Origin of the sequence: Streptomyces sp. NPDC059355 (assembly GCF_042752335.1) — a bacterium.
Lineage (GTDB): Bacteria > Actinomycetota > Actinomycetes > Streptomycetales > Streptomycetaceae > Streptomyces.
On the sequence record NZ_JBHYXN010000001.1, the window covers coordinates 368,064 to 381,982 of the forward strand.

11 protein-coding genes are annotated in these 13,919 nt (G+C 74.6%); 7 read left to right on the top strand and 4 right to left on the bottom strand.

Features of this window, described 5'->3' with window-relative positions:
* The first annotated feature begins 158 nt into the window (after window positions 1–158).
* The 4 genes from ACFXGI_RS01660 (at window position 159) to ACFXGI_RS01675 (ending at window position 6,310) form a co-directional block, all read left to right on the top strand.
* Window positions 159–1,010 carry an alpha/beta fold hydrolase gene (locus ACFXGI_RS01660; RefSeq protein ID WP_384701639.1) on the top strand — a complete coding sequence of 284 codons (852 nt, stop codon included), beginning with the start codon at window positions 159–161 and terminating at the stop codon, window positions 1,008–1,010.
* Between the two features lie 106 nt (window positions 1,011–1,116).
* Window positions 1,117–2,712 (top strand): alkaline phosphatase D family protein, encoded by a 1,596-nt coding sequence (locus ACFXGI_RS01665; protein WP_384701642.1) that lies wholly within the window; start codon window positions 1,117–1,119, stop codon window positions 2,710–2,712.
* Between the two features lie 234 nt (window positions 2,713–2,946).
* The gene (locus tag ACFXGI_RS01670) at window positions 2,947–4,422 is read left to right on the top strand and encodes a GNAT family N-acetyltransferase (protein WP_384701645.1); all 1,476 of its coding nucleotides are present in this window, start codon (window positions 2,947–2,949) and stop codon (window positions 4,420–4,422) included.
* A gap of 160 nt (window positions 4,423–4,582) precedes the next feature.
* Window positions 4,583–6,310: a DUF885 domain-containing protein gene (locus ACFXGI_RS01675; RefSeq protein WP_384701647.1), complete on the top strand. Its 1,728-nt coding sequence runs from the start codon at window positions 4,583–4,585 to the stop codon at window positions 6,308–6,310.
* An 84-nt stretch (window positions 6,311–6,394) separates the two neighbouring features.
* On the opposite strand, the gene ACFXGI_RS01680 is transcribed toward ACFXGI_RS01675, so the two are convergent.
* Window positions 6,395–6,934, bottom strand: coding sequence for a rhodanese-like domain-containing protein (locus tag ACFXGI_RS01680; RefSeq protein WP_384701649.1), 540 nt, complete (start codon window positions 6,932–6,934; stop codon window positions 6,395–6,397).
* Between the two features lie 94 nt (window positions 6,935–7,028).
* Here ACFXGI_RS01680 and ACFXGI_RS01685 point away from each other — a divergent pair, with 94 nt between their 5' ends.
* Window positions 7,029–7,475, top strand: coding sequence for an Lrp/AsnC family transcriptional regulator (locus ACFXGI_RS01685; protein ID WP_384701652.1), 447 nt, complete (start codon window positions 7,029–7,031; stop codon window positions 7,473–7,475).
* On the opposite strand, the gene ACFXGI_RS01690 is transcribed toward ACFXGI_RS01685, so the two are convergent.
* The 3 genes from ACFXGI_RS01690 to ACFXGI_RS01700 form a co-directional block, all read right to left on the bottom strand.
* The gene (locus ACFXGI_RS01690; protein WP_384701655.1) at window positions 7,465–10,476 is read right to left on the bottom strand and encodes an AAA family ATPase; all 3,012 of its coding nucleotides are present in this window, start codon (window positions 10,474–10,476) and stop codon (window positions 7,465–7,467) included. The genes ACFXGI_RS01685 and ACFXGI_RS01690 overlap by 11 nt on opposite strands.
* Window positions 10,473–11,639 carry an exonuclease SbcCD subunit D gene (locus ACFXGI_RS01695; RefSeq protein WP_384701658.1) on the bottom strand — a complete coding sequence of 389 codons (1,167 nt, stop codon included), beginning with the start codon at window positions 11,637–11,639 and terminating at the stop codon, window positions 10,473–10,475. The genes ACFXGI_RS01690 and ACFXGI_RS01695 overlap by 4 nt, the downstream gene beginning before the upstream one ends.
* A 122-nt stretch (window positions 11,640–11,761) precedes the next feature.
* The gene (locus tag ACFXGI_RS01700; RefSeq protein ID WP_384701660.1) at window positions 11,762–12,388 is read right to left on the bottom strand and encodes a YigZ family protein; all 627 of its coding nucleotides are present in this window, start codon (window positions 12,386–12,388) and stop codon (window positions 11,762–11,764) included.
* Between the two features lie 148 nt (window positions 12,389–12,536).
* On the opposite strand from ACFXGI_RS01700, the gene ACFXGI_RS01705 reads away from it, so the two are divergent.
* Both ACFXGI_RS01705 and ACFXGI_RS01710 read left to right on the top strand, forming a co-directional pair.
* The gene (locus ACFXGI_RS01705) at window positions 12,537–12,941 is read left to right on the top strand and encodes a CoA-binding protein (RefSeq protein ID WP_384701663.1); all 405 of its coding nucleotides are present in this window, start codon (window positions 12,537–12,539) and stop codon (window positions 12,939–12,941) included.
* Window positions 12,942–13,034: 93 nt separating this feature from the next.
* A complete protein-coding gene (locus ACFXGI_RS01710; RefSeq protein ID WP_384701851.1) occupies window positions 13,035–13,901 on the top strand; it encodes an EamA family transporter in 867 nt (288 codons plus the stop codon).
* Window positions 13,902–13,919 lie beyond the last annotated feature (18 nt).

Genomic DNA, 13,919 nt, shown 5'->3' on the forward strand with positions numbered 1-13,919 from the left:
ACCAATCCTCACCCCTTTACCGGGCAGATCGGGCATACGTATCAAGCCGTTCATGCGATGTTCTCGCTCTCCCGACACGCGCCAAGGGCTTGTACCGGCGGGCTACCGGACGGTAATCATTACTGACAGCCTGTCTCACACGAGGAGCAAGGAGCAGCATGACCGCCACGGTCTCCTTCCCGGTCGAATCGCCGCTGGGCCCCCGAACCGCCACCGTCGCCTACGAGCGCAAGGGCGCCGGCGCTCCGCTTCTCCTGCTGCACGGCATCGGCCACCACCTCCAGGCCTGGCACCCGGTGACCGACATCCTGGCCGCCGAGCACGACGTCATCGCCGTCGACCTGCCCGGCTTCGGCGCCTCGGAGCCTCTGCCGCAGGGAGTCCCGTACGACCTGGGCGCCTTCGTCCCCGCGCTCGGCTCACTCTGCGCGGCCCTCGGCCTCGAGCGCCCGCACGTCGTGGGCAACTCCCTCGGCGGGCTCCTCGCCCTCGAGATGGGCCGCAGCAACCTGGCCCGCTCGGTCACCGCGCTCTCCCCCGCCGGCTTCTGGACCGAGGCCGAGCGCAAGTACGCCTTCGCCACCCTGCGCGCGATGCGCGTCGGCGCGCTCACGCTGCCCCACTCCACGCTCGAGCGGCTCTCGCGCAGCGCCGCCGGCCGGGCCGCGCTCACCGGCACCATCTACGCCCACCCGGCGCGCCGTTCCCCCGAGGCCGTGGTCGCCGAGACCCTCGCCCTGCGCGAGGCCACCGGCTTCGAGGAGACTCTGGCCGCCGGCCGCTCCGTACGGTTCACCTCGGACGTGCCCGGTCTGCCGGTCACCATCGCCTGGGGCTCCCGCGACCGGCTGCTCCTGCCCCGCCAGGGCGTACGCGCCAAGCACACGGTCCCGGGCGCCCGGCTGGTCCGGCTCCGCGGCTGCGGCCACGTACCGATGAACGACGACCCGGCGCTGGTCTGCCGCGTGGTTCTGGACACGGTGCGCGCCACAACCGGCCAATCGGCCTGAGCGGCTGACGGCTGTTCATCCACGGTTCGGTTGGGCGACGCGGGCGGGCCGGTGTGCGACGACACACTGGGCCGACCCGTCCCCGCCGGCCCCTGGAGACGCTCCGATGGCACCGATTCCGCACACCCGACGGTCCCTGCTCGGCGGTTCACTCGCCGTTCCGGTGGGCCTCGCCCTGTCCGGGGCGCTCGCCGCGCCCGCATTCGCCGCGCCCACCACCGCCGCGGCGTTCACCCGCTCCGGGCGCCCGAACGCGCCGTGGGGCACCCAGTCCGGTGAGATCACCGCGCACTCGGCCACCGTATGGACGCGCTCCGACCGGCCGGCGCGGATGTACGTCGAGACCTCCCCGAGCGAGTCGTTCCGCTACGGCGTCCGACGGCACGGCGGCCCGTTCCTCGGCCCCGCCACCGACTTCACCGGCACCACCACCCTGCGCGACCTCCCGCCCGGGCAGCAGATCCACTACCGGGTGGTCCTGGCCGACCCGGACGACCCGCGCCGCACGGGCGAGCCGGTCCGCGGCACGTTCCGGACCACCCCCGTCTCCCGCCGCCACAACGTGCGCTTCCTGTGGTCGGGCGACCTCGCGGGCCAGGGCTGGGGCATCAACCCGGACCTCGGCGGCTACCGCGTCTTCGACGAGATGCGCCGGCGCGACCCCGACTTCTTCCTGTTCAGCGGGGACACCATCTACGCCGACGGACCGATCCTGGCCTCCGTCCCCCTGCGCGACGGCAGCATCTGGCGCAACATCACCACCGAGGAGAAGGCGAAGGTCGCCGAGACCCTCGACGAGTTCCGCGGGAACTTCCGCTACAACCTGCTCGATCGCAACCTGCGCGAATTCAACGCCCAGGTGCCGATCCTCGCCCAGTGGGACGACCACGAGGTGCGCAACAACTGGTACCCCGGCCAGGTGATCGACGACCCCCGCTACACCGTGCGCGACGCCGACACCCTCGCGGGCCGCGCCCGCCGGGCCTTCGGCGAGTACTTCCCGGTCACCGACCTCCGCGGCGGCCGCGCCGAGGGCCGGATGTACCGGGTGATGCGGTACGGGCCGCTGCTCGACGTCTTCGTCCTCGACATGCGCACCTACCGCGACCCCAACTCCCCCGGCCGCCAGACCGTGGACCCGATCGGCATCCTCGGCCAGGAGCAGCTGGCCTGGCTCAAGCGCGAGCTGTCGCGCTCGCGCGCCACCTGGAAGGTCATCGCCTCCGACATGCCGCTGGGCATCGTCGTGGCCGACGGCACCGAGAACTTCGAGGCCGTCGCCCAGGGCGACCCGGGCGCCCCGCTCGGCCGCGAGCTCCAGATCGCCGAACTTCTGCGCCACATCAAGCACCAGCGCATCACGGGCACCCTCTGGCTCACCGCCGACGTCCACTACACGGCCGCGAACCACTACGCCCCGGAGCGGGCGGCGTTCGCCGACTTCGCGCCGTTCTGGGAGTTCGTCTCCGGCCCCATCGGCGCGGGCGGGTTCCCCGCCGGGAAGCTCGACGCCACCTTCGGCCCCGAGACCGCGTACGTCCAGTCGGCTCCGCTCGCCAACATGTCACCGTCCGAGAACCCCCCGTACTACGGGGAGGTCGAGATCGACGGCGAGAGCGGGGAGCTCACCGTCCGGTTGCGGCGCCTGGGAGGCGGCGTACTCTTCGCCACCTCGCTCCGGCCGGGACGCGTGGGCCAGTAACCACCGCAGGTCCCGGGGCCCCTGGACCTGCCGGGCCCGGGCGCCGCCTGTCCGGGGCCCGGAACTCCCGGGGCCCCGGACCCGGTCGCCATCCGTCATCCGCCATCCGCCGCCACGGATTCCGGATGGCCGCACCCCACTCGAAAACCGGGCGAAATCGGCCAGACGGATACTTAACCAAGCGGACACAGATCGTTCGTGATCACGCAACACCCCTGCGTCACAGTGGCATGCATGACTGAACGCAACCACGCCCCCGCTCACCGCCACCACCGTCACCACTGGCGCCGCGACGTCGTCGAACTGGCCGCGCTGTTCTGCGCCGTCGCGGTCGCCGACGGCATCGCCAATCTCGTCGCGCACGGCGCGCACGGCCCGATCCTGCTCATCGCCTCGGCGGTCGCGCTCCTCGTCACGGCGGCCTTCCACACCTGGTGGGCACGCCGCCACAACAGCCATGCGCCGCCGCCGAGCACAGCGCCCTCCGATCGGGCCCCGGGCGCCGTCCCGGTCCCGTCCGCGTCCGAGGCCGCGCCGAAGTCCGCCTCGGAGTCCGCCTCGGAGAGCGCCACCGCCGCCACGACCTCCCTGTGGCGGATGCGGACGACCGTACGGGACGAGCCCGGCAGCCTGGCCGCGATCTGCAGCGCCCTCGCCCGCCAGGAGGTCGACATCCTGACCCTCCAGACCCATCCGCTCCCCGAGGGCGGCACCGTCGACGAGTTCCTGCTGCGCGCCCCGCAGCGGCTGGCCGCCGCCGAGCTCTCGCGCGCCATCGCCAGGTCCGGCGGCCACAGCACGTGGATCGAACGCGCCGACGCCCACGACCTCGTCGACACCCCGACCCGCGTCCTGGGCCTGGCCACCCGCACCGCCCTGGACGCCGCTGAGCTGCCCCTCGCGCTGCGCCAGCTGCTCGGCCGCTGCACCATCCACTCGATCCCGGCCACCACCCTCTCCGGCCGCCCCAACGCGGGCGCCGACGCCCCGGTCGAGGGCGTCCTGGAGGCCACGGTGATGCGGCTGCGCGATCCCTCGGGCGGTGCCATCACCGTGGAGCGCCCCTACCTGCCCTTCACCCCCACCGAGTTCGCCCGGGCCCGCGCCCTCGTCGAGCTCGACGCCCGGCTCGGCCCGCGCGTCCCGCGCAGCCAGGACGTGCTGACCCTGCCCGAGGGCAACGAGATCACCGTCCGCCGGGCCGACGGCTCCGATCTCGCCGCCGCCCGCGCGATGCACGACCGCTGCTCCGAGCGCACCCTGGGCCTGCGCTACCACGGGCCCGTGGCCGACGCCGACCGCTACCTCGGCCACCTGCTGAGCCCCCGGTTCGGCCGTACGCTCGCCGCCACCACCGCGTCCGGCAAGCTCGTCGCACTCGGCCACCTGCTGTGGGACGGGGACGAGACCGAGGTCGCGCTCCTGATCGAGGACGACTGGCAGCGCCGCGGGATCGGCTCCGAGCTCCTGGGCCGCCTGATCGCGATGGCCGTCGAGACCGGCTGCAACAGCGTGTACGCCGTCACCCAGGCCTCCAACACCGGCATGGTCGCGGCCATGCGCGGCCTCGGCCTCCCCCTCGACTACCAGATCGAGGACGGCACTCTGGTGATCACTGCCCGGCTGGACGCGGCGCCGGCCGCCGCCCGGGGCGCGTACGGGGCCCCGCGCGCGCAGCAGTCGTACGGCGGGCAGCAGCACCCGCGCTGAGGGGGCTGCACCGGGGCCCGGCCAAGTGGCGTGAACCCACCCCGGGGCAACGCCGTTGACGGCACGGGAGCGGAGCCGGGCTCCGCCGCTCCCGTGCACGTCAGGAGGCTGACAGCGAACGGTGATGACGCGGAGCCTTCCCTCGTACGAAGATGGCGGCATGTCAGAGACCCTTCGCAGCGACAGCGCCTCCCGGCTGCCCCGCCAGGTCGCCGACGCATACGTCGACGACCTCATCGCCATCGATCCGATCACGGGCACCTATCTCGGTGTCGCCGCGTGCTCCAGCCGGCTCCCGGACTTCTCGCCGGCCGGCCGTGCGGCCGCCGCCGACCTGTCCCGTTCCACCCTCGCCCGCCTCGACGCCGCCGAGCGGCTGCCCGGCGCGGACAGCGACGCGGAGCGCCGCTGCGGCCGCCTGCTGCGCGAGCGCCTCACCGCCGAACTCGCGGTGTACGAGGCGGACGAGGACCTGCGGACCGTCAGCAACATCCACTCGCCCGCGCACGGCGTCCGTGACGTCTTCACCCTGACCCCGGCCGACACGGACGAGGACTGGGCAGCGATCGCCGAGCGGCTGCGCGCGGTCCCCGCCGCCCTCGCCGGCTACCGCGAGAGCCTCGCACTGGGCCTGCAGCGCGGCCTGTACGGGGGCCCGCGCGCCACGGCCACCTTCATCGACCAGCTCACCACCTGGGCGGGCGAAGACGGCGAGGGCGGCGACGGGGCGGACGGCAGCGGAGAGGCCTTCTTCGGCGAACTCGCGTCCCGCGGCCCGGAAGCGCTGCTCGCCGGGCTGGAGGAGGCGGCCGCCGGAGCCACGGCGGCCGTCGCCGAACTCCGCGACTGGATGCGCGACGTCTACGCGCCCGCCGTCGCCGACGCGCCGGACCAGGTGGGCCGCGAGCGCTACGCCCGCTGGTCGCGGTACTTCAACGGCACGGACCTGGACCTGGACGAGGCGTACGCCTACGGCTGGTCCGAATACCACCGGCTGCTGGCGGAGATGAACGCCGAGGCCGCCAAGATCCTGCCGGGCGCGGGTCCTTGGGAGGCGCTGGCCCACCTCGACGAGCACGGCACCCACATCGAGGGCGTCGACGAGGTCCAGGCCTGGCTCCAGGGCATCATGGACGAGGCCATCGAGAACCTCGACGGCACCCACTTCGAGCTCGCCGAGCGTGTCAAGCGCGTGGAGTCCATGATCGCCCCGCCGGGCGGCGCGGCGGCCCCGTACTACACGAACCCCTCGGAGGACTTCTCGCGTCCGGGGCGCACCTGGCTGCCGACGATGGGCCAGACCCGCTTCCCGGTGTACGACCTGGTCTCCACCTGGTACCACGAGGGCGTTCCCGGCCACCACCTGCAGCTCGCGCAGTGGACGCACGTCGCGGACCAGCTCTCGCGCTACCAGTCCACCGTCGGCTGGGTCAGCGCCAACTGCGAGGGCTGGGCGCTGTACGCGGAGCGCCTGATGGACGAGCTGGGCTACCTCAAGGACGCCGAGCAGCGCCTGGGCTACCTGGACTGCCAGATGATGCGCGCCGCGCGGGTCATCGTGGACATCGGCATGCACCTGGGCCTGGAGATCCCGGCGGACTCGCCGTTCCACCCGGGCGAGCGCTGGACGGTGGACCTGGCCCAGGAGTTCTTCGGCCTGCACAGCGGCCGGCCGGCGGACTTCATCGAGAGCGAGGTGACCCGCTACCTGTCGATGCCGGGACAGGCGATCGGCTACAAGCTGGGCGAGCGGGCCTGGCTGCTCGGGCGGGACAACGCCCGCGCCGCGCACGGGGACTCCTTCGACCTGAAGGCGTGGCACATGGCGGCGCTGTCGCAGGGCTCGCTGGGTCTGGACGATCTGGTGGACGAGCTGTCGAAGCTCTGACCGGCGGCGCTCACGCGCACGGGCCGCCCGCTCCCTCCATGGGGGCGGGCGGCCCGTACGGCGTTCCGGACGGGGGGCCGACCCTCAGCAGCCGCAGTCGTCGGAGTCGGTCGGCGCGGTCAGCGGGTCCGCCTCGGCGCGCTGCTCGCTGCCCTGCCAGGTCTCGACCTCGAAGCCCTCGCGGATCCAGTACTCGATGCCGCCGAGCATCTCCTTGACCTGGAAGCCGAGCCGGGCCAGGGCGAGCGCCGCGCGGGCGCCGCCGTTGCAGCCGGGGCCCCAGCAGTACGTGACCACGGGAAGGGCCTTGTCGAGGAGCTGCTCGGCCTGCTCGGGGACGAGGGCGGTCGGCAGGTGGACCGCGCCGGGTACGTGGGCCTGGTCCCAGGCCGGGGTGGAGCGGGAGTCGACGAGCTGGAAGCCGAGCTCGGCGCCCTGCTCGCGGTGGGCCTTGAAGGCGGCGGCGACGTCGGACACGTCCGCGTGGAAGGCGAGGCTCGCGGCGAAGTAGGCGGCGGCCGCGGCCGGGGCGGCCGGGGGCACCCGGAGCACGGGGTTGGCGGCGGGAGCGGGGGTGGCAGCCGGGGCGGTGGCCGGGGCGGCGCTGTTCTGTGTCGTCGTCATGGCTCCGAATCTACGAGCCGCTGATCATCCCGGGAAGCGCCTTTCCCCGGCCTTCCTCTTGTTCAGCCGGGGATTCCCCTGCTACATCTGGCTCATGACCGACTATTCCCCTGACGCCACCGACTGGCGCATTCTGACCGCCCTCCAAGAGGACGGCCGGGCCAGCTTCGCCGATCTCGCACGCGCCGTCTCGATGTCCGCGAGCGCGGTCACCGAGCGGGTACGCCGCCTGGAGGAGGCGGGCGTGATCACCGGGTACACGGCCGTGGTGGACCCGGAGAAGCTGGGCAAGTCCATCCTCGCGCTGGTCCGGCTGCGCTATCCGCACGGCAACTACAAGCCCTTCCACGACCTGCTGGAGGCCACCCCGGAGATCCTGGAGGCCCACCACGTCACGGGCGACGACTGCTTCGTGCTCAAGGTCGCCACCCGCTCGATGGGACATCTGGAGGAGGTCGCGGGCCGGATCTCGGGCCTCGGCTCCGTCACCACCAGCATCGTCTACTCCTCGCCGCTCTCCCGCCGCCCGCTCAGTCCGTGAGGGACGCCGTGCGGTGGCGGACCAGTGAGCCGCCCCGCTGTTTGACGATCTCCAACTGGGCCTGGACACGGGTCCGGAGGTCGGCGACGTGGCTCACGATGCCGACACTGCGGTCCCGTTCGCGCAGCGAGTCCAGTACGTCCAGCACCTCGTCGAGCGCCTGGTCGTCGAGGCTGCCGAAGCCCTCGTCGATGAAGAGGGTGTCCAGCCGCATGCCGCCCGCCTCGTCGGTGACCACGTCGGCCAGGCCGAGCGCCAGGGCGAGAGAGGCGAAGAAGGTCTCGCCGCCCGAGAGCGTGGCCGTGTCCCGCTCGCTGCCCGTCCAGGCGTCGACCACGTGCAGTCCGAGGCCCGAACGCCCGCGTCCGCTCGCCTTGGCGTCGGAGTGGACGAGCGTGTAGCGGCCGCCGGACATCCGCAGGAGCCGCACCGTCGCCGCGGCGGCGACCTGCTCCAGCCGGGCGGCCAGCACGTACGCCTCCAGCCGCATCTTGCGCTCGTTGTCCGCGGAGGTGCCCGCGGTGAGCCCGGCCAGCCGCGCCACGCGGTCGTACGCCTCGCGCAGCGGACCGAGCGCGCGCAGCTCCTGCTCCGCCTGCCGGGAGAGCCGGTCCAGCTCGGCGCAGCGCACCCGGGCCGCGTCCACGGCGGACCCTGCCGTGCGAAGCTTCGCCGCTGCCCGGGCCTCGTACGCCTCGGCGGCATCCGGCGCGGCCGGGGGCAGCGTCGCGGCCGCGGCGGTGTCGCTCTCGCCGAGGCGGTCCGCCAGCATGGCCTCCTCCGCCTGCCAGGCGTCCAGCCTCCGTTGGAGCGCGGTGCGTTCGTAGTCCGGGAGGACCGCGTCGGCGGCGGCCTCGATGGTGTCGAAGCCGGCCTTGAAGGCGGCGTCGGCGAGCTGGGCGTCGGCCTCCTTGAGCCGGCCGGCGGTGTCCTCGGCCCGGCGCAGCGCGGCCGCGGCGCCCGTGACCATCCGGACCCGGTCCTCCAGGGTCCGGGCGCGGGCCGCCACCGTGGGCGCGTCCCCCCGTACGAGGGCCAGCCCGGCCTCCAGCGCGGCCTGCTCCTGGTCCAGGGCCTCGCGCCGGGAGGCCCGGCCGGCGGACCGGCGCTCGGCGTCGAGCCGGTCGGAGCTGCGTACGGCGTGCTCGCGCTCGGCGCCGGCCAGCCGCTCCCGGGCGGAGTGCAGCCCGGCCGCCGCGGCATGGGCGGCCGCGTGCCGGGAGCTCAGGTCCGCGGTCAGCGCGAGGAGTTCACCGGTGGTGGCCTCCCCGGCGGCGGCCGCGGCCTCGGCGCGGGCCTCCTGGACGGCGGCGAGTTTCCGCTCGACGGCGGCCCGGCGCTCCTCGGCCTGCTCGTAGCGGCCGTGGGCGGCGTCCTCGGCGGCCCGGTCCACGTGCCCGGGGGCCGGCCGCGCCGGAGCGGGATGCTCCGCCGATCCGCACACCGTGCACGCCTCCCCCGCCACCAGCGCCTCGGCGAGCTCGGCGGCGATCCCGCGCAGCCGGGCCTCCTTGAGCTCCAGCCAGCGCTCCCGGGCGGCGGTCGACTCCTCGCGTACGGAGAGCAGTTCGCCCTCGGCGCGCTCCGCGGCGCCGTCCAGCTCGTCCCGGCGCCGGGCGGCGGTCAGGTGCATCCGGGCCGGCTCCAGCCGCCCCGCGAGCTGCTCGGCCAGGGTCGCGGCCTGCTGGGCGGCGTCGACCCGCTCCGCCAGCGCGGTCCGGGTGGCCTCCCAGCGGCCGAGCCAGTCGGCGGAGTCCCGCAGCTGCTCCTCGGCGTCGCGGGCCTCCCGCTCCAGGGTGGCCCGCTCGCGGCCGATCTCGGCGCTGCGCTGCTCCGCGCGCTGGGCGGCGCCGAGCGCACCGAGGTCCTCCCGCAGCCGCTGCTCCACGGCGGACAGCTGCTCGGTGCCCGCCTCGGCGAGGGACGGCGGGAGTTCCGCGCGGGTGGCGGCCTCGGCGTGCGCGGCGGACAGGTGGGCCGCCGACGCGGCTCCGCGCAGTTCCAGGGCGGGGGCCACCAGGGCACCCCGGCGGGCCCGGTCCAGCAGGGCGCGGACCCGTTCCCGCTCGGGCTCGGCCTCGGCGAGCAGGGCGGTGCGGCGGGCCGTCTCCGCGTGGCGGCGCTGGAGGCGGTCGAGCTCGCGCGCCTCCCCGGCGGCCCGCCGGGCGGCGGCGTGCCGGCCCTCGACGGCGGCCAGCGCGTACTCGGCGACCGTCAGCCGCTCCCGGGCCGCGCAGCGGGCGACGGCGGCCCAGGCCCGGACGGCCCCGGCCAGCCCGGGGTCGCCCGGCTGGTGCCCCGGCAGCGGCCAGGCGCGCAGGTCGGCGCTGTCCCCGGCGGCCTGGGCGAGCCGCTGGGCGGTGCCGAGCACCTTCTCGTCGCCGGCCCGGACCTTGGCCTCGGCGGCCCGGCGGCGCTCGGCGAGCAGCGCCTCGACGGCGGCGAAGCGGTGGGTGTCGAAGAGCCGGCCCAGCAGCCGGCCCCGCGCCGCCTCGTCGGCCCGCAGGAACTTGGCGAACTCGCCCTGCGGCAACAGGACGACCTGGCAGAACTGCTCGCGGCTCATGCCGAGCAGCTGCTCGATCTCCTCGCCGATCTCCTGATGGGAACGGCTGAGCCCCTGCCAGTGTTCCCCGTCGTACTCGCGCAGCCAGCTCTGCGCCTTGTCCTTCGTGGTGCCGGTGCCGCGCTTCTTCGGCCGGTCCTGCTCGGGGCGCCGGGTGATCTCCAGGCGCCGCCCGCCCGCGGTGAGTTCGAGGGCGACCTCGGTCGGGCTCCCGGCGTCGGCGTGGTCGCTGCGCAGGCTGGTGCCGGGGGCCTGGCGGGGGCCGGGCACCGATCCGTACAGGGCGTAGCAGACGGCGTCGAGGACGGAGGTCTTGCCGGCGCCGGTGGGGCCGTGGAGCAGGAAGATCCCGGCGCCGGACAGCGCGTCGAAGTCGATCTCCTGGGGTTCGGCGAAGGGCCCGAAGGCGGTGATCCTGAGCCGGTGCAGCCTCATCGGCGGGTCTCCTGCCGGCTGTCGTCCGCCCGTACGTCCTCGAAGGCGCCCTGGAGCACGGCCCGTTCGGCCTCGTCCGCGACCCCGCCGCCGCGCACGTGGGCGACGAAGTCCTCGGCGATCTCCTGGTCGCTGCGCCCCTTGAGGCGCTGCGCGTACGAGGCCGCGCCGGACTCCTCGCGGCCCTCGGGGTCGAAGGCGAGGCTGAGGGTGTGCGGGAAGCGGGCGGCCAGCCGGGCCATGGGGTCCTCGGGGCGGACCGGGTCGGTGAGGGTGGCCTCGACCCAGGAGCCCTCGTACGCGGTGTACGCGTCCTCCTCCAGCAGCACGTCGAGGCGCCCGCGGAGCCGGGCGAGCGGGCGCGGCACGGGCGTGTCGACGCGCTCGGCGGTGATCTCCCCGGCCGGCCCGAGGTCGATCAGCCACATCGTCTTGCGGTGGTCGGCCTCGGAGAAGGAGTAGGCGAGCGGGGAACCGGAGTAGCGGACCCGTTCGTTGATCGTCTGGCAGCCGTGGAGGTGTCCGAGCGCCGCGTAGTCCACCCCGTCGAAGACGGCGGCCGGCACGGCCTCGACCCCGCCCACGGCGATGTCGCGCTCGCTGTCGCTGGCCAGCCCGCCGGTGACGAAGGCGTGGGCGAGGACGACGGAGCGGGTGCCGGGGGCGCGGGTGGCGAGGTCGGCCCGGACCAGGTCCATGGCCGCGCCCAGCACGGCCTCGTGGCTCACCTTCTGCGCGCCGAAGCGGTCCTTCACCAGGGCGGGCTCCAGGTACGGCAGTCCGTACAGGGCCACCTCCCCGTGTACGTCGGCCAGCACCACGGGGTCGGCGCAGCCCTCGGGGTCGGTCCGCAGGTGGATCCCGGCCCGGCCGATCAGCCCGGCGCCGACGCCGAGCCGGCGGGCGGAGTCGTGGTTCCCGGAGATCATCACGGCGGGCACGCCGAGGTCGGCGAGCCGGTGCAGGGCCCGGTCGTACAGCTCGACGGCGGGCAGCGGGGGAACGGCCCGGTCGTAGACGTCTCCCGCGACGAGGACGGCGTCGACCCCGTGCGCGCGGACCGTCTCGACCAGGTGGTCGATGAACGCGGCCTGGGCCCCGAGCAGGTTCACGCGGTGGAAGGACCGCCCGAGGTGCCAGTCGGAGGTGTGCAGGAGCCTCACTCGCCGGCCCCGCCGGACGTCTCGCCGCACATGTTTCTTCCGTCCCCCTGGTCGTCCCGGTCGTCTCCCGCTCACTGAGCCCCTCTACGCTAACGCGTCACCGGAGCCCCCGGGCCACGTCCTCAGGACGCGTACGTCTCCCCGCCGAGGGTGAGGGTGGCGCTCCCGGCCGTGCTGTCGGCGAGCCAGGCCTCGAAGGCGGGCAGGTCCGCCTCGGGCAGGGCGACCTCGATCTCGACCGCGGCCCCGTAGCGCAGGTCCACCACGGTCCGGCCGGTGGAGCGCAGGTCGTTCTGGGTCTTGCCGGCCCGCTGGTGGTCGACGGTGACGGTGGCGAGCCGGTAGCGCCTGCGGGTGACGGTGCCGAGCGCGTCGAGGGCCTCGCCCACGACTCCCCCGTAGGCCCGGATGAGCCCTCCGGCGCCGAGCTTCACGCCGCCGTAGTACCGGGTGACGACGGCCACGGCGTACCGCACGTCCCGGCGCATCAGCATCTGCAGCATGGGCACCCCGGCGGTGCCACCGGGCTCCCCGTCGTCGCTGGCCTTCTGGACGGAGGCGTCGGCTCCGACGACATAGGCGAAGCAGTTGTGCGTGGCGGTGGGGTGCTCCTTGCGGACGCGCGCGATGAACTCCTGCGCCTCCTGCTCCGTCGCGGCGGGCGCGAGCGAGCACAGGAATCGCGAGCGGTTGATCTCCGCCTCGTGCACGCCCTCCCGGGCCACCGTCACGTACTGGTCTGCCTTCACCGCTCCACCCTAAGCCGTGCCCGGGACCGCCCCGGCCCGCGGCGGCGGCCGCAGGGGCCGGCGGGAATCGGGCGTGCGGGCTGTCGGTTGGTCACAGGTGCGGGCCGCGGTGGCGGGCCGCACCTGAAGGCAACAGGAGGCGGCATCCGTGTACGGCGACCCGGCAACCATCCGCAAGATCCTCACCGAGCTCGGCGACACGTGGGCCGTGGTGGGGCTGTCCGACAACCGGGAGCGGGCGGCCTACGGCGTGGCCCGCACGCTCCAGCGGTTCGGGAAGCGGGTCGTGCCCGTGCACCCGAAGGCGGAGACGGTCCACGGCGAGCAGGGGTACGCCTCGCTCGCGGAGATCCCGTTCAAGGTGGACGTGGTGGACGTCTTCGTCAACAGCCACCTGGCCGGGGCCGTCGCCGACGAGGCCGTGGCCGCGGGGGCGGACGCCGTCTGGTTCCAGCTCGGCGTGATCGACGAGGCCGCCTGTGCCCGGACCCGCGGGGCGGGCCTGGAGATGGTGATGGGCGTCTGCCCGGCGATCGAGATCCCGGCGCTCTGAGGTGTCCGTGCGACCCGTCCGCGGTGGCGAGGCGCACCTGAACTACCGTGCTGGGTGTTCCGACTGCACTTCCCGTACTGCGAGGCCCCTGCCATGACCGCCCTCTTCGCCCTGGCCACAGCTCTGCTGTGGGGTCTCGCCGACTTCGGCGGCGGGCTGCTGACCCGCCGGCTGCCGGCTCTGACCGTGGTCGTGGCCTCCCAGGTCCTCGCGGTGATCGCGCTCGGCGCGGTCGTCCTGGGCACGGGGGCCTGGCGGGAGGCCGGGCCGCAGCTGTGGTTCGCGGTCGCGGCGGGCCTGGTCGGGCCGGTGGCGATGCTCAGCTTCTACAAGGCGCTGGCGCTCGGGCCGATGGGCGTGGTCTCGCCGCTCGGCTCGCTCGGGGTGGTCGTGCCCGTCGCGGCGGGGCTGGCGCTGGGCGAGCGGCCCGGGCCCGGGCAGTTCGCCGGGATCGCGGTGGCCGTCGTGGGCATCGTCCTCGCGGGCGGCCCGGAGCTGCGCGGTGCGCCCGTACAGCGCCAGGCCGTCGTGCTCACGCTGACCGCAGCCTTCGGCTTCGGTGCCGTGATGGCCCTGATCGCGCAGGCGTCGAGCAGCGTCACCGGGCTGTTCCTCGCCCTGTTCGTCCAGCGGGTCACCAACGTGGCCGCGGGCGGCGCGGCCCTGTGGGTGCGTACCCGTCGCGGCGCCGCGGCCCTGCCGGCGGGGACGGGCCCGCGGATCCTGTGGGGGCTGCTGCCCGCGCTGGCCTTCGTCGGCCTCGCCGACGTCGCGGCGAACGGCACGTACTCCGTCGCCGCCCAGCACGGACCGGTGACCGTGGCCGCCGTGCTGTCCTCGCTCTACCCCGTGATCACGGCGCTCGCCGCCTTCGTCGTCCTCAAGGAGCGGCTGCGGACGGTCCAGGCGGCCGGCGCCGGGCTGGCCCTCGCCGGAACGGTTCTGCTCGCCGCGGGCTGACCCCCGAGGGGGTGTCCG